Here is a 20,014-nt window from a genome sequence, read left to right on the forward strand (position 1 = left end):
ATGCGTGATCCCGAATACAGCCTGTTCTGTTAGCGAGGTGATAATGCTGAACATCGACCTTTCCACACCACAATTTTTCGATGAAATGTTACTGGCTGAGGGGAAACATCGAGGCCATTACGACGCTTACTGGCAATGGTTGCAACAGGCAGACCAACTGACAATTGCGCGCAAACGCGAAGAGGCTGCGCTGCTGTTTCACCGGGTGGGCATTACCTTTAATGTGTATGGTGACGATGATGGCGCAGAGCGGCTAATCCCGTTTGACAGTGTGCCGCGCATTATTCCGGCCAGCGAATGGCAGATGCTTGACCGCGGTATTCGCCAGCGGGTTCAGGCGTTAAATGCATTCCTGCATGATATTTATCACGAACAACATATTCTCAAAGCTGGGATTATTCCAGCCGAACAAGTGCTGGCTAATGACCAATATCAACCCTGTATGCAAGGGGTGAACCTACACCGAGACACCTACGCACATATTATTGGCGTGGATATGGTGCGTAATAGTGATGGCCTTTATTACGTACTGGAAGATAACCTGCGCACCCCATCCGGCGTCTCTTATATGCTGGAAAACCGCAAAATGATGATGCGACTCTATCCAGAGCTATTCGCCGAACAGCGCATTGCACCGGTGGAGCGCTACCCTTCCCACTTGTTGCAAACCCTGCGCGAAAGCACACCGGTTAATGACCCTACCGTGGTGGTATTAACCCCTGGGCGCTTTAACAGCGCTTACTTTGAGCACAGTTTTCTGGCTCAGCAGATGGGGGTCGAACTGGTTGAAAGTGCCGATCTGTTCGTCAAAGAAGGGGCGGTATTTATGCGCACCACTGCCGGCCCTTGCAAAATTGATGTTATCTATCGCCGTGTTGACGATGCTTTCCTTGATCCATTGGCTTTCCGTCCTGACTCCATGCTGGGGATCCCCGGATTGCTGTCCGTCTATCGAGCCGGTGGGGTAGTATTAGCCAATGCTATTGGTACTGGTGTTGCAGATGATAAGTCCATCTATCCATATGTGCCGGAAATGATTCGCTTTTACCTCTCTGAAGAACCTATTCTGGCGAATGTTCCGACCTGGCAATGCCGTCAACCAGCTGATCTCTCTTACGTTTTAGCCAATCTTGAGCAGATGGTAGTGAAAGAAGTTCATGGTGCCGGGGGCTATGGCATGTTAATTGGCCCTGCGGCGACACAAGCTGAAATTGCGCAATTTCGCCAATTACTGCTGGCACGACCACAAAACTATATTGCGCAGGAAACCCTCGCCCTCTCCACCTGCCCCACCTTTGTGAACAATGGATTAGCTCCGCGACACATTGATTTACGCCCCTTTGCTTTATCCGGTGCGGAAATCCGTTTAGTGCCCGGTGGGTTAACTCGCGTGGCTCTGGCACAAGGCTCGCTGGTAGTTAACTCCTCACAAGGCGGCGGAACCAAGGATACCTGGGTACTGGAGGATGACGCATGCTAAGTCGAACAGCCAGCGAGCTTTATTGGATGGCCCGTTATCTTGAGCGGGCAGAAAACATTACCCGGGTACTGGATGTCACTAACCGGCTTTCGATGATGCCCACCAGCAATCGCGTGAATTTTGATTTACTGGTACCCCTTAGCCTGAGTAACACCCAGGTTTTGTTTGCCGAGCACTATCCGCAGGTTTCGATGACCCACCTGCTGAATTTCTTCGTACTCGACAGTAATAACCCCAGCAGCATTTTCAGTTGCTTACAGATGGCGTGGAATAACGCCCATGCAGTGCGCGGTAGCTTATCGTCCGAAGTGTGGGAAAGCATTAATGCCACCTGGATTGAGATAAAACAGTTACGCCGCCAAGGGATTAGCGCGGCTGGAATCGATGCCTTTTTTGATTGGGTTAAGGAGCGCTCACATCTATTTCGCGGTGCAGTATATGGCACCTTGCTGCGCAGCGATGCACTCTATTTCATTCGTCTGGGCACGTTGATTGAGCGGGCTGACAGCACTGCCCGCCTATTGGATGTGAAAAACCAATTACTGGATAACGACGATGATCCGGTGCGTGAATACTACCGGATGGATACCTTATTACGGGCTGTCAGCGCCCGTGAGGCCTACCACAGTTTGTATAAACAGCAACTGAGCCGCGAGGCCATTGCTGAGCTACTGATTTTACGTAATGAAATTCCGCGCTCCCTGTTGGCTTGTGTCAACGATATGGAACAGCAGTTGGCATTGATTGGTGGCAATCGCAGTAATCAGCCTCGGCGGTTAGTCAGTATTTTGCTCGCCGAGTTGCGTTTTAGCAGCATCACAGATGTCATGGCCGATGGCCTGCACGTCTACCTGATGGATTTTTTAGGCAAGATAAATGCTATTGCCGATAGCATTCGTCAAACCTATCTGGAGGTCCAATGAGACTGAATGTCGATCACAGCACCCATTACACCTACGCCCAGCAGGTGCAGCACAGCACACAATATCTGCGCCTGACCCCGCAGGATTCAGCCCATCAGCGCATTTTGTCCTGGCAACTAACTTTGCCGGAAGAAGCCATTTGCACCACTGATGCCTTTGGCAATGTGCTACATGTTTTGACGCTGGATAAGCCGCATCAGGCCATCACTATTCAGGCTCAAGGCGTGGTCGAGATTGAAGATAATGTCGAAGATGACAGTGGCGATCACCTTTCTCCATTGGTTTTTTTACGCCACAGCCCACTGACGCAACCGGATGCTGCTATCCGTCAGTTTGCGGCGGGTTATTGTGAAGGGGTTAGCAGTGCAGCAGGGCAATTGGATTGCCTGACACATCTGATGGGAGAATTGCTGGCTAAAATGCCCTACAGCCCCGGCACCACGACGGTGCAAGACAGCGCAGCGCAAGCTTTTGCTGCCGAGCAAGGCGTTTGTCAGGATCACACCCACGTCTTTCTTGCCTGTTGCCGAAGTTTAAATATTCCGGCTCGCTATGTGAGCGGCTATCTTTATACAGAATCCTCCAGTCATGTTGCGACTCATGCCTGGGCTGAAGTCTGGCTGAATGGCTATTGGCAGAGTTTTGATGTCACCAATAATACCTGCCAACCGAATCAGCATTTGAAGCTGGCGGTGGGCATAGATTATCTGGATGCCTGCCCGGTGCGCGGTATCCGCCGAGGCGGTGGCTATGAAGATATGCAAACCATAGCTGCCGTACATATGCTATCAACCCCGCGGCTAGATATGTCGCAATAAACGTACCTGACTTAAGGATTGTTATGACCTACTGTGTGGCCATGCGGCTGTCTTCCGGGCTAGTGTTTGCTTCTGATTCCCGCACCAACGCCGGGGTGGATCATATTTCCACCTTCCGTAAATTGCATCTGTTTCAGCAAGATGGCGAACGAACGCTGGTGGTGCAAAGTGCGGGCAATCTTGCCACCACACAGAGCATTGTCAGTTTGCTGCAACGCCGATGTTTAGACTGCGAACTGACTAACCTGATGAATGTGCCGTCGATGTATGAAGCGGCCACGTTGTTGGGCGAAACGGTGCGGGAGGTGATTAACCGGGACAGTGGCGCGCAGCAAAACAGTGGCGGAACCGATTTTAGCTGTAACCTACTGTTAGGCGGTCAGATTAAAGGTGAAGGGCTGCGGTTGTTTCATATTTATCCGCAAGGGAATTTTATCGAGGCCACGCAAGATACACCCTATTTTCAAATTGGTGAAAGTAAGTATGGTAAGCCCATTATCGACCGCGTGTTGAGCTACAACACCGCGCTGGATCAGGCAATGCAATGTGCGTTGATTTCAATGGATTCAACCTTGCGCAGTAATCTATCGGTGGGATTGCCGCTGGACGTGATGATCTACCCGCTGGACAGTTTCTGTACCGCTCAGCAATATCGGATCACGGAAGAACACCCGTATTTTATGATGATCCGTAAGGGATGGGGGGAGGGGCTGGTGAGTATTTTTTCTCAGCTTCCGGAGTTGAAGTTGGGGGCATAATAGAGTGGATCTGGCTGGGTGATCAGGTTCGTTTGTTAAAGCTTCACGGCTCACCTTACCTGCGATGAACCAACCGGCAGCTTAAATGTACTTTTAACATCAAAATCTAAAAATAGGGTTTTGATTCTCTCTTTTGACCTTGAGCGCAATCAGAGATATTGCCGACAAGGAGTGAGCGGGCATGGACGCCCATCGCGCTGGCTCGTCAGCCCGAAAGACGCAGGCGGTTTACCCGCAGGGCAATATTTCGCGCAAGCCGCAGGTGCAGGAGAGTCGGCCTGCCCTCCTGCTTGGTTGAGGCTACAGAGATAAAGTGATAACTGAACGGCTATCAACCGAAACCCGCTCTGAACTGATCCGAACTAGTCCAAACTGGACTGATCAAATCAATCCCTAATCCAATAAATCCCCTCATAGGCGCGCAATTGCATGGCCTGCGGCTGGAAAGCGCTTTCGCCATAGCTGCTCATCAGCAACTGCCAGTGACCATCCAGATCGATATCCTCTGGCTGCCATTGTTGCGGCTCACCACTTAGATTCGCCACCACCAGCAGTTGCTTACCTTGCCAACTACGTAAATAACACCATAAATCTGGGTGCTGCGGGCAAAGATCCTGATAGTCACCAAAAGTGAACACATCATGTTGCTTGCGCAGGGCTATCAGAAATTGATAGGCATAAAATACCGAATCAGCATCAGCCAGCGCGGCATCGACGTTAATCTCGCCATAGTTACTGCAAGGCTCAATCCACGGGGTTCCTTGGCTAAAACCGGCATTATGGCTGCGATCCCATTGCATCGGGGTACGACCATTATCACGAGATTTAGTCGCCAAAATTGCTAATAACTGATCAGCATCGCGGCCTTTTGCACTTAATTCGGCAAACATATTCAGGCTTTCAACATCACGGTATTGATCAATAGAGCTGAAGTTTGGATTGGTCATTCCAATCTCTTCGCCCTGATAAATATACGGCGTGCCCTGCATACCGTGCAGCACCATCGCCAGCATTTTAGCGGCAGGTAAGCGCAGCGCACCTTCATCACCAAAGCGCGAGACGATGCGCGGCTGGTCATGGTTGCACCAGAACAGCGCATTCCAGGCACGATTATGCATCCCCTGCTGCCACTGGTTAAAAATCTGCTTAAGTTCGACACGATCCGGTTGCATCAGCGACCATTTCTCACCATTGAGATAATCCACTTTCAAATGATGGAAATTAAAGGTCATCGACAGTTCATCACCGCCCAATGCAGCATAACGCTGACAATGCTCAAGGCGGGTGGAAGACATCTCCCCCACCGTCATCAGGCCGCGCGGCTGAAACACATCGCGGCTCATTTCTTGCAAAAATTCGTGGATACGTGGGCCATCGGTATAGAAACGGCGACCATCACCGTCAAAATCATCGGGAAAATCTTGCTGTTTGGACACCAAATTGATCACATCCAGACGTAAGCCATCTACGCCAATATCAGCCCAAAACTCACACACTTTTTTCAGTTCATCGCGGACCGGTTGATGTTCCCAATTGAGATCAGCCTGCTCTGTGGCAAATAAATGCAGATAATATTGACCACTGTCCGCGTGCCATTGCCAGGCATTGCCGCCAAATTTAGAGCGCCAATTATTCGGCAAATTGTCACCCTCACCATCACGCCAAATATAAAACTGGCGGTAAGGGCTGTTGCGGTCTGTTGATGCTTTAAACCAGGCATGTTCAGTGGATGTATGGTTGAACACCATATCCATTACAATACGAATACCACGCTGATGGGCTTGTTCCACCAGATGTTTAAAATCATCCAGAGTGCCATAAGCCGGATCAATGGCGCAGTAATCCGCCACGTCATAACCATTGTCCACCTGCGGCGAAACATAAACCGGCGTCAGCCAGATAGCATCAACACCGAGTTTTTGCAGATAATCCAACCGCTGCGTCACCCCCGCCAGATCACCGTAACCATTACCGGTGCTGTCCTGAAAACTCTTCGGGTAAATCTGATAGATGACGCCGTTTTGCCACCAAGGGATAGGATTATTCATAGCAGACTCTTATTCATTGAGAAAATAACTCCACCAGGGAATAACCCCACTGGCGGAGGTTTGCGATTCAGACCGGCAATTCACCGCGGCTATCTTTGCGTTTATAAACCAGTATGGTCAGTACCAGTGGCACGACAATCGCCACCAACATTGCCAGAGAATAAATCGCCCAAAACTGCGGTTTGATCGACAAAATACCCGGCAAACCACCAACACCAATACCATTTGCCATCACCCCTGTTAGCCCGCAAATCAGGCCTGCCAGTCCAGAACCAATCATGGCGCACAACATGGGGAAGCGATATTTCAAGTTGATACCGTACATGGCGGGTTCAGTCACACCGAGATAGGCTGAAATGGCCGCCGGAACAGAAATTTCTCGTTCATTAATCTTACGGCTAATGATAATAATGCCCAACACCGCAGAGGCTTGCGCGATATTGGACAAGGCAATCAGTGGCCAAACAGGTGTACCGCCCATGCTCTGAATCATCTGCATATCAATAGCCAATGTGGTTTGATGCACCCCGGTTATCACTAACGGCGCATACAAGAAACCAAACAGCGCAGCGCCAATAGGAGCGAAACTACCGGTCATAACTGCTTTCACGCCCCATGCCACACCATCACCAATCATGCGACCAAATGGCCCAATCAAGGTATGAGCGAGGAATACTGCCAGCAATAAGGACACCACTGGCACGATAACTAAGTAGAGATAAGCAGGAATAATTTTCTTCAGATTGGTTTCAATCCAGCCCAGTGCTAAACCGGCCAGAATAGAAGGGATAACTTGCGCCTGATACCCCACTTTTTGGATTGTAAACCAGCTGAAGTCCCATACCTCAGGGATCTGCTGCCCCAACAGATAAGAGTTCATTAGCTGTGGAGAAACCAGCGTAATCCCTAATACAATCCCCAATACCGGAGTGCCGCCCATTTTCTTCACCGTCGACCAACAGATAGCCACTGGCAGGTAGAAGAAGATGGCTTCGCCCAGTAACCATAGGAAGTCGTAAATGGTTTTCCACGCCGGATACATCTGTGCCAGCGTTTGGCCCTCTGACATTGGGATGTCGCCGATCACATTACGGAAACCGAGGATCAAACCGCCGCTTATCAAAGCCGGCAACAGCGGGAAAAATATCTCAGCAAAGTGAGAAATACCGCGCTCAAACCAGGTCATATTCTGGCGCGCAGCCAGCTTGGTTTGTTCTTTATCTGCTTCATTTTGGCCAATTTTAGCAATTAGCGCCTGGTAGTAATCATCGACTTCCGGCCCGATAACCACTTGAAATTGCCCGGCATTAGTAAAACAGCCTTTGACCATCGACAGCTTTTCGATCTCTTTAGGAAATGCTTTGGCTGGATCATTTAATACAAAACGTAACCGGGTAATGCAGTGGCTGACAGTGGCAATATTTTCTCTGCCTCCCACCAGTACGATCAATTGATCGATGTCTTGTTGTTTTACTTTGCTCATTTCAGCATACCTTTCGTAAAGGTGGGATCGGTTCCAAGTGGCTTATTTAAGGTTAGCCAAGTATTTATTTTTATGGAATGGGAACGTTCCCAGCTTGCGTTCAAGATCACAATTTGACAATTTTTGTGCAAAATTTCAGCGGGAATTAGTTAATGCCCAAAGCGCCCCGACGACGCCAAATGAGCTTGCAGGGAGCATAAAAATGAGAAAAAAGCCTCAAGCCAATTGGCCGGGGATAATAATTTGTTGAAGGGGTTGGTTATTATTAAGTTGATCAAGCAGTTGCTGTGCCGCTTTCACACCTGCACTACCATAACCCAACTCGACTGACAGGCTATTGGGGAACAAGAAGTGCAACAACGGTGTGTTGCCGATACCACATACTTGGATGTGTTGTTGCCCTTGCTGCTGCAAGTACTTACTTACCCCCATAGCAATAGTATCAGAGGCACATACCAGTGCAGAGGTATCGGGTTTTATCACTTGAGGCGCAAGCTGAAAGCCGCTCTGATAGCTCAATTCTCCCAACGCAACAGTGGAAGTCAGGCCATATTGCTGGCAGTAATCGAGATAAGATTGATGACGACGCATACCGGTCGTGGCATCCGAGGGCTGCACACCGATATAACTAATATAGCGATGCCCGGCCTGGCGCAGTTTATCCATCAGCAGTCGCACCGCCCCTTCATCGTCATAACAAACCGAAGAGAAACCGGTATATTCTCGCGCCAGCACCACCATTTTTTCCTGCCACGGCACGAGCATGTCTGCGGTTAAGCCGGTGAAACCAAACAGAATGACACCATCGACATGGCGCTGTTGTAAAACATGTAGATGTTCGCAAACCAGTTCGGGATCAAACTGACTCTCCATCAGAATAGGGTCGTAACCTTGCTGATAGAACAGCGGCAACATGGTTCGCACCGCCTGATTCTCAGAGGGAGAATCCAGACGCGAGACAATAATCCCCACCACTTTATCGCTCTGACCACGCATCGCGCGGGCCGATTTTGATGGGGTAAACCCCTGTTGACGGATAACCGCCTCAACTCGCTCGCGCGTCTGTGGGCTAACACTGCCTTCATTGTTTAATACCCGTGAAACGGTGGATTTTCCGACTCCACTCATGCGGGCAATGTCCTTAATGGTCAAACGGTTTTGCATGGTTTACCTAATGTTTAGGTTTGAATACATATAATAAACTGATTATTTATAGCTACCGTATTATTTATATTTACCAGAACGGTGGGAAGCATACCATGCCCAGAATCAGACTCAGCGCATGATATCCCTATGACTGGTAACATATTATTACCCTAACGGATGAAATTCCCGTCAGGGTGATTTTTGCCGTGGCAATAATTATGACGCAGTTTATTGTTTGTATAACTGTTTGAGTGCGATGGTGTGCCGCTCAAACAAATCGATTCTTCACTCACCGGAGGTTAATTACCCAGTGGACCCTGTTCCCTCAATCTACACCCTTTGGGTGTACCGATAAGGTAATTCCCCGTCTGACGTGGCTGCCTTATCGGATAACAATCTGATAAGCAGTCACTGCGCATTCTCCTTGCGTTGGTTTCTGCTGCTGATGTTTTTGCCCTCTCTACGGCAGGTTTGCCGTGGGCGCTACCTGAAGACAATTCAGGTATGACAGTAAGGTTTGAACCATGCAAATTAAAAATTTCACCCGCCAATTGCTCAATGTATTGAGCCGCAACCTGCCCCGCCGCCTGATCCGTCGGGAAACCATGCTTGAGGGGGTTTCAGCAGGAAGTACGGCAAAAGATATCCCGGCAGAACTGGCCCGGCAGCGTTTGCAGTGTGCCAATGAAATGCCGCAACAGCTTTATCAACGCTTTCACAGCCACCCCGAAGGCCTGACTGAGCAAGAAGCCGAGGCTATTCGCCTGAATAGTGGCAGTAATTTGATTGAAAATCAGCAAGCTACCCCTTGGTGGGTTCACCTATGGCACTGTTATCGCAACCCCTTTAACTTACTATTGACCATTCTGGCCTTGATTTCTTACGCCACGGAAGACCTCACCGCCGCAGTGGTAATTGGTGCTATGGTGCTGATTTCCACTCTGATGCACTTTATTCAGGAGGCTCGCTCTAACCGTGCGGCAGATGCGCTGAAAGCCATGGTCAGCAACACCGCCACGGTGCTGCGCAGTGATGCCCATACTGGCAAAAGCGAACATCGCGAACTGCCGATTTCCCAATTGGTGCCTGGCGATATTATTAAACTCTCTGCCGGTGACATGATCCCGGCGGATTTACGTATTCTGGTGGCAAAAGATCTGTTTATCAGCCAGGCCGCCCTGACTGGTGAATCTCTGCCGGTGGAGAAAGTGGCGCAGTGCCGGGAGTGTGATGAACAAAACCCATTGCAGCGGGATACCCTGTGCTTTATGGGCACCAATGTGGTGAGTGGATCAGCACTGGCCATCGTTATCGGTACCGGTAATCAAACCTATTTTGGCCTGTTAGCTGAGCGTGTGACCCATCAGGATGAACAGCCCAATGCTTTCCAGAGTGGTATCAGCAAAGTCAGCTGGTTGTTGATTCGCTTTATGTTGGTCATGACACCCATTGTGTTGTTAATCAATGGTTTTACCAAAGGTGACTGGTGGGAAGCGGCACTATTTGCTCTCTCGGTTGCCGTGGGTTTGACCCCAGAAATGCTGCCGATGATCGTCACATCCACATTGGCAAAAGGGGCGGTAAAGCTATCAAAACAAAAAGTTATCGTCAAACGGCTGGACGCTATTCAGAACTTTGGCGCGATGGATGTTCTGTGTACCGACAAGACCGGCACCTTGACCCAAGATAAGATTGTGCTGGAGAGCCATACCGACGTATTTGGAGCCAATTGTGAGCGGGTACTGCGCTACGCCTGGCTCAACAGTTACTACCAAACCGGCTTGAAAAACCTGCTGGACGTGGCGGTGCTTTCGTCCATGACTGATTCATCCCAGTCTGCTGAAATACTGGCAGGTTACCGTAAAATCGATGAAATCCCATTTGATTTTGAGCGCCGCCGGATGTCCGTGGTGGTCAGCGACCAATCGGATTATCACGAGTTAATCTGCAAAGGCGCATTGGAAGAGATGCTGTCTATTTGCCGCCATGTCCGTCAGGGAGATGACGTCATCCCAATGACCGATGCGCTGCTGGCACGTATCCGCCGCGTTACCGATGAGCAAAACCAGCAAGGGCTAAGGGTGGTAGCAGTCGCCACACGGATTTTGCCAGCATATCAGCGCAATTATGCGGTTATCGACGAATATGACCTGATTCTTGAAGGTTATATCGCCTTCCTCGATCCGCCAAAAGAGAGCACCGCACCCGCACTACTGGCATTGAAAAACAGTGGCGTCAGCGTAAAAATTCTTACAGGTGACAATGAGTTAGTGGCGCGTAAAGTTTGTAAAGATGTCGGGCTGTCTGTCGAAAAAGTTTTGCGTGGCAGTGATATCGAACAAATGAGTGAGGCTGAATTGACTGAAGCCACCCGCACCACCACCGTATTTGCGAAGCTGACACCGATGCATAAAGAGCGCATTGTGCAAAATCTGCGGCAGGCGGGGCATGTGGTCGGCTTTATGGGCGATGGTATCAACGATGCTCCGGCACTGCGGGCGGCGGATATCGGGATCTCGGTAGATTCGGCAGTAGATATTGCCAAGGAAGCGGCTGATATCATTTTGCTGGAAAAGAGCCTGATGGTACTGGAACAGGGCGTGATAGAAGGCCGCCGTACCTTTGCCAACATGCTGAAATACATCAAAATGACCGCCAGTTCCAACTTCGGGAATGTTTTCAGCGTGCTAATTGCCAGTGCATTTTTACCTTTCTTGCCGATGTTGCCGCTACATCTGCTAATCCAGAACCTAATGTATGATATTTCTCAAATTGCCATTCCATTTGATAATGTCGACGAAGAGCAACTGGCCAAACCACAACGCTGGAACGCCGGCGATCTTGGGCGCTTTATGGTGTTCTTTGGGCCGATAAGTTCAATCTTTGACGTTTTGACCTTCAGTTTAATGTGGTGGGTATTTAAAGCTAATACGCCGGAAATGCAGACCTTGTTCCAGTCTGGCTGGTTCGTTGAAGGGCTGCTGTCCCAGACCTTGATTGTACATATGATTCGCACCCGTAAAATTCCCTTTATTCAAAGTCGCGCTTCGTGGCCGCTGTGCCTAATGACATTGGCAGTGGTGGTAGTCGGTATCGGGCTGACCTTCTCGCCACTGGCCGGATTCCTGCAATTACAGGCACTACCACTCTCATACTTCCCATGGCTGATTGTGATTTTGGCAGGTTACATGGTGACGACACAGCTAGTGAAAGGCTGGTTTGTCAGGAGATATGGCTGGCAGTGATTCGGATTTAGTTATCGGTTCGGTTGATATGGGTTCAGGAACGGTATTAACAACCGAACTCATCACCGTATAACACCACCGAGTCGCTCACTCACTTAATCGGATAAAAATAAAATATGAATTAAATTCGACTCAAACAATCAATCGCAATAGCCTTAAAACTATCAAAATGCTGGCTGCTCAATAAACGGCTCATCGAGCGCTCACGCACAAAGGTGACGAACAAGTCATAAATCGCCATCGCTTCCTCATAATCGGTTTTACTGATAGCTAACAGGAAAATGACATGAGCCACTTCGCCATCCCCCCAGGCAATGCCATTAGGTGCCAACAAAGTGACCACTACTGTTTTCTTGGCTAATAAGCCCAGTGAATGTGGCAATGCTATCCCTTCACCCAGCATGGTAGAGACAATCGCTTCTCGCTCCACCACTGACGGGTAGAAATCTGCATCCACAAAACCTTCTTCTTCCAACTGGCTACAGATTTTTTTAAACAACTGCTCCTGCGTCATCGGCTGGTCGATAATCATAAAGTGCTGACTATCAAAAAACTTTTCCAGCATGTAAGGCCGGGTACGATCAACTAAGACCAACTTACCCAGCTGCTCTAACTGATATTCCGTCGGGAAGGGGGACATCACTACTACCGGCTTGTTCTTTTCCGTTAATCGCGAATTAGAAATAATGAAATCTTCGTCGATATGGTCAAGATTTTCGTAATCACGCAGGGAAATGGTTTGAGTCATCACAATTTGTGGATACTTACGCGAGATCTGCGCCTGAATCATTCGGGTAGTGGAATTACCGGTATCACACACCAGCATCACCTGTGGATGGCGCTGATAACCAATGTTGTAATGGCGCTCCAAACCTACCCCTATGTGCAACACCAGATAGCCAATTTCATTTTCACTTAAGCTGTAAGGCGTATATTTTCCCCAACTGGAAACCGCCGCCAATGTGACGTCATAGGCCATCGGATAGTGCTGTTTAATATTTGATAACAATGGGTTAGGAATCGTAATCTGATACTTCACCCGGGTTATCATGGTCTTGATATGGGTGAGTAAATCAACCCGCAGCTGCTTATCGCCCTGCAAATTGTAGTTATAGTGAGCATTAATGTACGAAAGGATGTAGTCCACCAGCGTCTCTTCGTCATCGGCATTGATTTCACTCGGTCGACTGGTATTTAACTGGCTGGCCTGCACCCGGCGGGCGGCAATATTCACACGTAAATAAGCTTCTTCGGCAGCTGAAATATCTTTTCCTGACAGCAATTTAAGCTCAGTAGCCAAACGGCCCGAGGCTAACTTAACCGCCTCATCCACATCTTCGGCATCAAAATCAGATAAGGGATAACCGTCGGTGATACGCTTTATTGCCACCGCACAGTAGAAAATCAGGTATTGCTCGCCTTCATCGGTTAACCGTACGGCATATTGCGCGAGTAATTCATGCAGCAACCGCGTCAATTCTGGAATGGTTTGGATACTTAAAAACTCATTTTTTAATAACGGGTTATCAGTATCTTGCAATTGTAATTGGAACAGTAAATCTGTCAGGCAGGTACGGATAGCCAGCTCAGAACCAAACAACTTCATACCATAACGAGGCTTAGTTTCGATGGTCAAATGATAGCGGTTTAACCTTTCTCTCACCTCTGCCATATCATTTTGCAATGTGCCACGGCTGACAAACCATTCATCGGCTAAATCTTCTAGCTTCAATGAAAAGGCAGAGGTCAAAAAACGGATTAACAGATAATGCACCCGCTCATTGGCGGTGCGCGGCGTCAGATGCACCTTACGATTTTGCTGCTGTAGGCTACGGAAGCGGTCGGCATCTTCCACCATCAGCCGATAACCGAAACCACGATTATGCACAAAGTGCGCGCCATAATGCTCCAGAATCTCATTCAACGCCGTAATATCAGCCCGAACAGTACGTGTCGAGACCGCAAAACGTTTCGCCAACTCCTCCTGAGGTAGCGTTTCCGATTGCAGTGCATCAAACATATAGGCCAGGCGTTGATAGGGAAATCTCACTGCTCCACTCCATTATTGAGAACATATTGCTGCCCCCTGCCAGCATGGCCGCAGGGGGCGCGTACCTCATATCATTTTTTCTGTGCGGCTGGGACGAACACCATTTGCGATGGGCTGCCAACGGCGGTATAGCCTGGGACAAAGGTCAATTTGCCACTTTGCGGAGAGACTTTAAAGCGCGTTATGTTATCGCTGCGTTGATTCAGGGCGTATAAATAGTGCCCCGTAGGATCAAGCACCAGCGTGCGCGGGTAGTCGCCCCGTGTCCATACTTCCTCAACTGGCTTAAATTCACCGTCAGCTGTCACTGCAAATTGGCCGATACTATTATGCAAACGGTTCGCGACATACAGGAATTTGCCGTCTTTCGAGAGCGTCAGGCCCGCTGCAAAGTTGGTGCCGCGATAATCAGCTGGGAGTGACGACAGAGTATATCGCTGTTTCAACGTACCTTTTTCTGTATCCAACTGATAGCTGGTGAGGGTTGAGGCTTCTTCGTTGATTAAGAATAGTGTTTTGCCGTTAGGGTGGAACACAAAATGCCGTGGGCCAGCACCGGCAGATGAGGCATCAATGAACGGCGGCAAGTTCGGTATCAATTTGCCATTATCCGCATCAAAGCGGTATTGATAAATTCTGTCTAACCCCAGATCGGTGGAGAACACGAATTTGCCACTCGGTGAGCTGGCTATCATATGTGCATGTGGGCCATTGTGGTCACTGCTGGCAAAGCTCCCTTCCACCGCAGCCGCAGGTTTTGCCGCGCCCGCCGGGCCTTCATCTTGCTCGACTGAACTGGCGTCAGAGAGTTTACCGCCACTTTGTACCGGGAAAACCGCCACCGAACCGCTGATATAGTTAGCGACCAGTAAATGGCTGCCCGATGGCGTTAATGAGAGATACACCGGCCCGCCGCCCTGAGAATCAACCTGATTAATCAATGTCAAACTGCCATCAGTTGGATTAATGCTGTAAGCGGCAATCGCCCCATGCTTACCGCCATTGAAATCCGCAACCTCGCTGGCGACGTATAAGGTTTTCCCCTCAGCATCCACCACCAGTTGTGCCGGATTCGCTAGTGAGCTAACCAGCGTTTTCTCACTTAATTCACCCGATTTAGTATCAACCAAGAACCGGTAAACCCCTTCCCCGTTGGGATTATAAGTACCGACATAAGCAAAAGACTGATTGCCAGGCTGTGCCGCATGCGCCAGTGGATTAAACAGCGCGACCATAGCCAGAGCAATACCTGCGGACAGGTCTTTCAAACCAGAATCTGTTGAACAGTTATGCATGTTGGTCCTTACTCATAGAGAAGAGCTACCAGAAGGTAGGTGTCGCGCCAAACCAAACCGCCACACCTACCTCCGCCGATACTGAGTTTTTAACAGGTAAATTAGTGGGTTATTGCACTATCTTTTTCACGATATCCAATAATGTTTTCACATCTTCCGGGCGGGTATTGCCGGTCTTGCTATCAATAATCGAGCTATAGATATGCGGGATAACTTTCGTCACACCCGCATCCAGCGCGATTTGCACAATTTGTTCGAAATTATCCAGATCAATACCGCCGGTTGGCTCCAGCCAGAAACCAGTTGCTGCGCAAGCCTCGGCAACAAACCGATATTCATCAATAGAATCCAACCCATTCATCGGGAAGAATTTTACCGAGCTGCCGCCCATATCTTTCAACATCGCAATGGCGGTAGTGACCGGCACAATCGCGTCTTTTTGCTGTGAACTGAGTGGGCCGGTTGAAATCTTCACATAACCGACTTTGCCAGTCGGTGATATCAGGCCATTGACCACAGTATCGTGCTGGCCTAGCAAGGCACGGCTGGCACCGACGCCGGTAAATACCTGATTCACATGCTGTGGCTGTACCTGTTGCGAAATCTGACTCACCATCACCGACTGCCTGGGGTCACCCGCACCTAGCCCCACCGACAAAGCATTGTCGATCAGGGCTGCGTACTCACGCATGTCTTTGACGGCACTGTCGACATCCGGGTAATTCTTCGATAACACACCCACCAGCACATGCCCTTCAGCAGCCTGATAAATCGCGCGCGCATTGTCTTTAGAACCGGCCAGCACATTCAAGCACACTCGGTCACGGTAATAATTGGGGGTCAGTTTCATTGGTTAGGCTCCTTTAACCAGGCGGTTAATACAGGTGTAAATAGTCTCAAGTTGCGCTGGCGTGACACTGCGCACATCTACCTCAATCTTGCCTTCGTTGGCTTTGTAAGCACGGAAGTAAATAGCGATATCGCCATTTTTTAGCGCATCAACCAAATCGGGCGTCGAACGGCCAATTTTAGTTTCATCAAAACTGATTTCCGTGCGGGCAATATCGCGCCCCGCCGCATCCCAAACCACTTTGGCTAAAACCCCATCAATGGTATTCAACTGGCTGATAAACGGCGTCATTTTCTCTATCATCTGCTGGCCAGTTTCTTTCTCCAGCGTGATGTAACTTTCGATAGCGCGGGTCAAGCCAAGGATGCCCTCTTTACCCACTTTCATTGCCCGACCGATGCCGTTTGATTGCAATTTCACCCAATCCACATAGATTTTTTTGCCCAACACTAAGCCACTGGTTGGGCCTTCAATCGCTTTGGCTCCGCTGTAAATCACCAAATCAGCGCCCATTTGGTAGTAGCACTGCAAATCTTCTTCCGCAGCTGCATCAACAATTAATGGCAGTTGATGCTTGCGTGCAATTACCACCGCCTGTTCAACAGACAGAATGCTTTTTTGCACACAATGATGGGATTTTATATACAAGATTGCCGCAGTATTCGGCGTGATCGCCGCTTCCAGCTGTTCTGGTAGGCACTCATTGGCATAGCCCGCCTCCACCACTTTGCCGCCACCCAATGTCACCATAGTATCGACTGGCGCACCAAAGTTAACATTGTGGCCCTTGGGTAAAACAATTTCATGGGGCACAGTGCGCGGCGCGGCGTGCAGATTCACCAGCAAATTGGCGTTGTCTTTGACAATCACGGCCGCGACCGACTGGGCAATCCCAGCCGAAGCACAAGACACCACCACGGCACTTTCTACATTCAGTAACTTCGCAATATAAGCGCCGGTCTGATTCACTAAATCTTTCATGACAAAGTAATGATTCAGGCCCAACTCTACAGCTTCGACCACATCCTGGCGTGGCGTCGAAACCCCCAGCATCGTCATGCGGCCAGAAGCATTAATCACATGCTTTAACTGGTATTTTTCATAGACTGAAGACATCTTTTGACTTCCCTTCATCAGTTAATACTAAGTCACCGGCGACGACTGCAGCCAGTGGCACCAGATACTTCTCACCGGTTACCGATTTCCCTTCAGAATCATTGAATACTTGAGGTTGCTGTTTCAGCTCAAAAATAGTGAAATCAGCATCATAGCCTGTATCCAATACCCCTTTATCGGTCAGGCGCAGGGCATGCGCGGCATTTTCTGTCACACAGCGAATGACTTGCTCAAGGCTCAGACCGAGGGTGAAAAATTTGGACATCACGGTCGCCAGACTATGAACTGGCCCGTTCAGGCGGTTGCGGCAATAAATGTCGGAACTGATAGTGTGCGGATAAATACCTTGCTTGATAGCAAGCTCAGCCACATCAAAGCTAAAACTGGCGCTGCCGTGACCCACATCTAACAATACGCCGCGTTTCAGTGCCCGCTGGATAGACTCACGTAGTGCGCCAGCAGGCGTCAAAATTCGGTTCGGTTTGCCGTTATAGCAATGAGTAATAATATCGCCCTGAGTCAATAAGTCGGCAATTTCATCCAGATCCGGTGGGTTATTACCGATATGCACCATCAGCGGCAACTGATTGTTTTCTTGCTGAATTTCTTTAGCGCGCAGCAAGGGTTTGATGCCATTTTTACCGACTACACTGCTGCTCATACGCGCTTTAATGCCAAGAATAAAACCGGGATTGCGCGCTATCGCCTCAGTCACACTTTGCTTATCAATCTGCGCCATATCGGCTAATTCGTTTTGTGTCGCAATGCCGGTTTTCGCAATATTCAGAAAAGCGTAAACATGGGTTTTAGCCGCACGAGTTAAGCGGTAAAAATCGTCCACATCATTGGCACCGGTGCTACCCGCATCCACCACAGTGGTGACGCCACTGCCAACCCCGACTAAATCAGCCTCATCATGATAAATAGGTGATGCGGGGTAACAGTGGACATGGGAATCAATCCAACCGGCACTGAGGTAATATTTCCCCGCCAAATCCAACACTTTTTTAGCGGAATAAATCTGAGATTTTGTCTGATTTTCTTTATCTTCAGTAATAGCCGCACTGACCGCGACTATTTTTCCGTTATTAATTGCGATATCAACCTGATGACCGTCAACTAATAGTGCTCCGGTAATAATAAAGTCATACATTATGTTCCCCTTCTTACTTGACGTCGCAGCGGTGTTAGCTGCTCTCACTTACCCGAATCACTTACTTATGTAAGCTCATCGGGATGCATTCATTTGCTGCCTTGCTGCATCGCCAATTACTTTGGGTAAATGACCTTCTTACTTGACGTCGCAGCGGAGTAAATATCCTGTTATTTGAATATTTACTCCGTGGATTAGGAAATGGCGACTGGGAAAATAGAACCTAGAATCATGGCCCCCAAAATTGCGCCACCAGTAATAGGTTTGTTCCAGAGATAAAACAGTAATGCGCCGGCCAAAGAACCAATCCCAATTGGAATTGACGCAGTAATAGCAGACAAAATAATCAATGGCCCCAAGAAACGGCCAGATGAATTACCTGCCCCCATCATGACATCAGCACCGTAGGTTGAATTACTTTGGTTAATAGTGAATTTGCGCGCCAAAATAATCAGATAACCGATAGCTAAACCAATAATCAGGCCAGTAGCCAAAGAGGCTGCGAAATTAGCAACCGGGAAGACAAATCCGGCCCCCAGCAATAATGCTGGCACACCCAAACCCACACCTGTTTGAATAGCACCGCCGATATCTAAAATACCTACCAGTGAACCTTCGATAATTCGGGCGAATAAGAAGCTGGCACCAAATGCTGCAACTGCACCATAAACACCGGTGTCCATCCCCGCACGTAGCATTGAAACAAAAGCGACTTCGTTAAATGCGCCGATCCCATATAAATAATACATATGAGTACCCGCAAATACGCCGGAGGATAATAATCCTACAAAGATCGGAAATGACCAGTCGGCATACCAGAAATTATTCTTGGTTTGTTCATCCATCATCAAGCTCCTCTCGCTGTGTTATTTTCCGCTTAATGCGTTATGAATAGTATCGAGCCATACTGGTGCACTCAGACTGAATGATTCCAGGAATTTAAGATCGAATCCGCGGAAGAAACCACTGAGCACGAATAACAGCACAATCACTGTCATCATGATTTTAGTGACTTTATTCCAGCCACTTTCTTCAACACCTTTCCCAATTAAAATACCCAAAACCAGGCCAGGTACTGCGTTACCCATAATTAACTGCGCCAAACCGCCGAAAATAGTGGCCCAGAAACCAGAGCGACGCCCTGCATCAATTGCAGCTAACCAGAAAATAACCGGCATCACAGTGTTAACCAGAATATTTGCCGCCGGTACCAGCACTTTAATTGCCGTGACTTGCAATGCTGCAGGAACGGCTGATGCTGTGGTATTTAAGAAACTGACTACAATAACCCCGATAATTCCGCAGGCAATCGCCATCCTTTTCGGGTTATGCATGGTTTCCGCCACATTGCGATTTTTAATCATCAATGCTGCGGCACCCCAGTTAGGAATAATGCGGTGGTCAACGTCTTGAGTAAAAGCACCTGCTGCCACTGAAGAGGCCCAGGCGTTGAAGAAGAACCCTAATCCAAAGGAGAAATGCGAAGCTGGATCACCCTCACACGAGTTTAACTCGCCCAAAGTACGAAACGCCCCCATTCCCTGGATGGTCGGTGCATGGAACATACGGGCGGCCCCAACACCAACCCCCACGCCGACCAGTCCGCCGATAATAATCGACTTAAAAAGAATGATTAGAAACATCAGTAT

The 20,014-nt window shown here is 49.0% G+C and carries 15 protein-coding genes; 5 read left to right on the forward strand and 10 right to left on the reverse strand.

The features are described 5' to 3' along the window. The first annotated feature begins 43 nt into the window (after nt 1-43). The 4 genes from FGL26_RS13265 to FGL26_RS13280 are packed head-to-tail and all read left to right on the forward strand — an operon-like array spanning nt 44 to nt 3,979. Complete coding sequence (locus tag FGL26_RS13265; protein WP_011817265.1) at nt 44-1,480, forward strand: circularly permuted type 2 ATP-grasp protein; 1,437 nt, start codon at nt 44-46, stop codon at nt 1,478-1,480. Next, complete coding sequence (locus tag FGL26_RS13270) at nt 1,474-2,403, forward strand: alpha-E domain-containing protein (protein WP_005174267.1); 930 nt, start codon at nt 1,474-1,476, stop codon at nt 2,401-2,403. The genes FGL26_RS13265 and FGL26_RS13270 overlap by 7 nt, the downstream gene beginning before the upstream one ends. Beyond that, complete coding sequence (locus tag FGL26_RS13275) at nt 2,400-3,221, forward strand: transglutaminase family protein (RefSeq protein ID WP_005174269.1); 822 nt, start codon at nt 2,400-2,402, stop codon at nt 3,219-3,221. The genes FGL26_RS13270 and FGL26_RS13275 overlap by 4 nt, the downstream gene beginning before the upstream one ends. Before the next feature lie 23 nt (nt 3,222-3,244). Then, entirely contained in the window at nt 3,245-3,979 is a 735-nt protein-coding gene (locus FGL26_RS13280; protein ID WP_005174271.1) for a proteasome-type protease, read from the forward strand. 386 nt (nt 3,980-4,365) lie between these two features. On the opposite strand, the gene treC is transcribed toward FGL26_RS13280, so the two are convergent. From treC to treR, 3 genes are all read right to left on the reverse strand, one after another. Further along, nucleotides 4,366-6,027, reverse strand: a complete 1,662-nt coding sequence (gene treC / locus FGL26_RS13285; protein WP_005174276.1) for an alpha,alpha-phosphotrehalase — start codon at nt 6,025-6,027, stop codon at nt 4,366-4,368. Nucleotides 6,028-6,094: 67 nt separating this feature from the next. Then, a complete protein-coding gene (treB, locus tag FGL26_RS13290; RefSeq protein WP_011817268.1) occupies nt 6,095-7,510 on the reverse strand; it encodes a PTS trehalose transporter subunit IIBC in 1,416 nt (471 codons plus the stop codon). A gap of 216 nt (nt 7,511-7,726) precedes the next feature. After that, nucleotides 7,727-8,674, reverse strand: a complete 948-nt coding sequence (gene treR / locus FGL26_RS13295) for a trehalose operon repressor TreR (protein WP_005174281.1) — start codon at nt 8,672-8,674, stop codon at nt 7,727-7,729. 506 nt (nt 8,675-9,180) lie between these two features. On the opposite strand from treR, the gene mgtA reads away from it, so the two are divergent. Next, on the forward strand, nt 9,181-11,901 hold the full coding sequence (mgtA, locus tag FGL26_RS13300; protein WP_005174283.1) for a magnesium-translocating P-type ATPase: 2,721 nt from the start codon (nt 9,181-9,183) through the stop codon (nt 11,899-11,901). Nucleotides 11,902-12,022: 121 nt separating this feature from the next. Here mgtA and FGL26_RS13305 read toward each other — a convergent pair whose 3' ends face one another. The 7 genes from FGL26_RS13305 to FGL26_RS13335 all read right to left on the reverse strand — a co-directional run bounded on the left by FGL26_RS13305 (nt 12,023) and on the right by FGL26_RS13335 (nt 20,008). After that, nucleotides 12,023-13,951: a BglG family transcription antiterminator gene (locus FGL26_RS13305; RefSeq protein ID WP_005174285.1), complete on the reverse strand. Its 1,929-nt coding sequence runs from the start codon at nt 13,949-13,951 to the stop codon at nt 12,023-12,025. Between the two features lie 71 nt (nt 13,952-14,022). Further along, nucleotides 14,023-15,246: a lactonase family protein gene (locus FGL26_RS13310; RefSeq protein ID WP_005174287.1), complete on the reverse strand. Its 1,224-nt coding sequence runs from the start codon at nt 15,244-15,246 to the stop codon at nt 14,023-14,025. Between the two features lie 109 nt (nt 15,247-15,355). Then, nucleotides 15,356-16,096 carry a 2-dehydro-3-deoxy-phosphogluconate aldolase gene (dagF, locus tag FGL26_RS13315; protein ID WP_005174290.1) on the reverse strand — a complete coding sequence of 247 codons (741 nt, stop codon included), beginning with the start codon at nt 16,094-16,096 and terminating at the stop codon, nt 15,356-15,358. A 3-nt stretch (nt 16,097-16,099) separates the two neighbouring features. After that, complete coding sequence (locus FGL26_RS13320; protein ID WP_005174293.1) at nt 16,100-17,212, reverse strand: DgaE family pyridoxal phosphate-dependent ammonia lyase; 1,113 nt, start codon at nt 17,210-17,212, stop codon at nt 16,100-16,102. Beyond that, entirely contained in the window at nt 17,196-18,365 is a 1,170-nt protein-coding gene (locus FGL26_RS13325) for an amidohydrolase/deacetylase family metallohydrolase (protein ID WP_005174294.1), read from the reverse strand. The genes FGL26_RS13320 and FGL26_RS13325 overlap by 17 nt, the downstream gene beginning before the upstream one ends. 194 nt (nt 18,366-18,559) lie before the next feature. Continuing rightward, the gene (locus FGL26_RS13330; protein WP_005174295.1) at nt 18,560-19,210 is read right to left on the reverse strand and encodes a DUF4310 family protein; all 651 of its coding nucleotides are present in this window, start codon (nt 19,208-19,210) and stop codon (nt 18,560-18,562) included. Nucleotides 19,211-19,231: 21 nt separating this feature from the next. Then, nucleotides 19,232-20,008 (reverse strand): DUF4311 domain-containing protein, encoded by a 777-nt coding sequence (locus FGL26_RS13335; RefSeq protein ID WP_005174296.1) that lies wholly within the window; start codon nt 20,006-20,008, stop codon nt 19,232-19,234. Between the last annotated feature and the right edge of the window lie 6 nt (nt 20,009-20,014).

It is taken from the genome of Yersinia enterocolitica subsp. enterocolitica, from assembly GCF_901472495.1.
Classification (GTDB): Bacteria; Pseudomonadota; Gammaproteobacteria; order Enterobacterales; family Enterobacteriaceae; genus Yersinia; species Yersinia enterocolitica.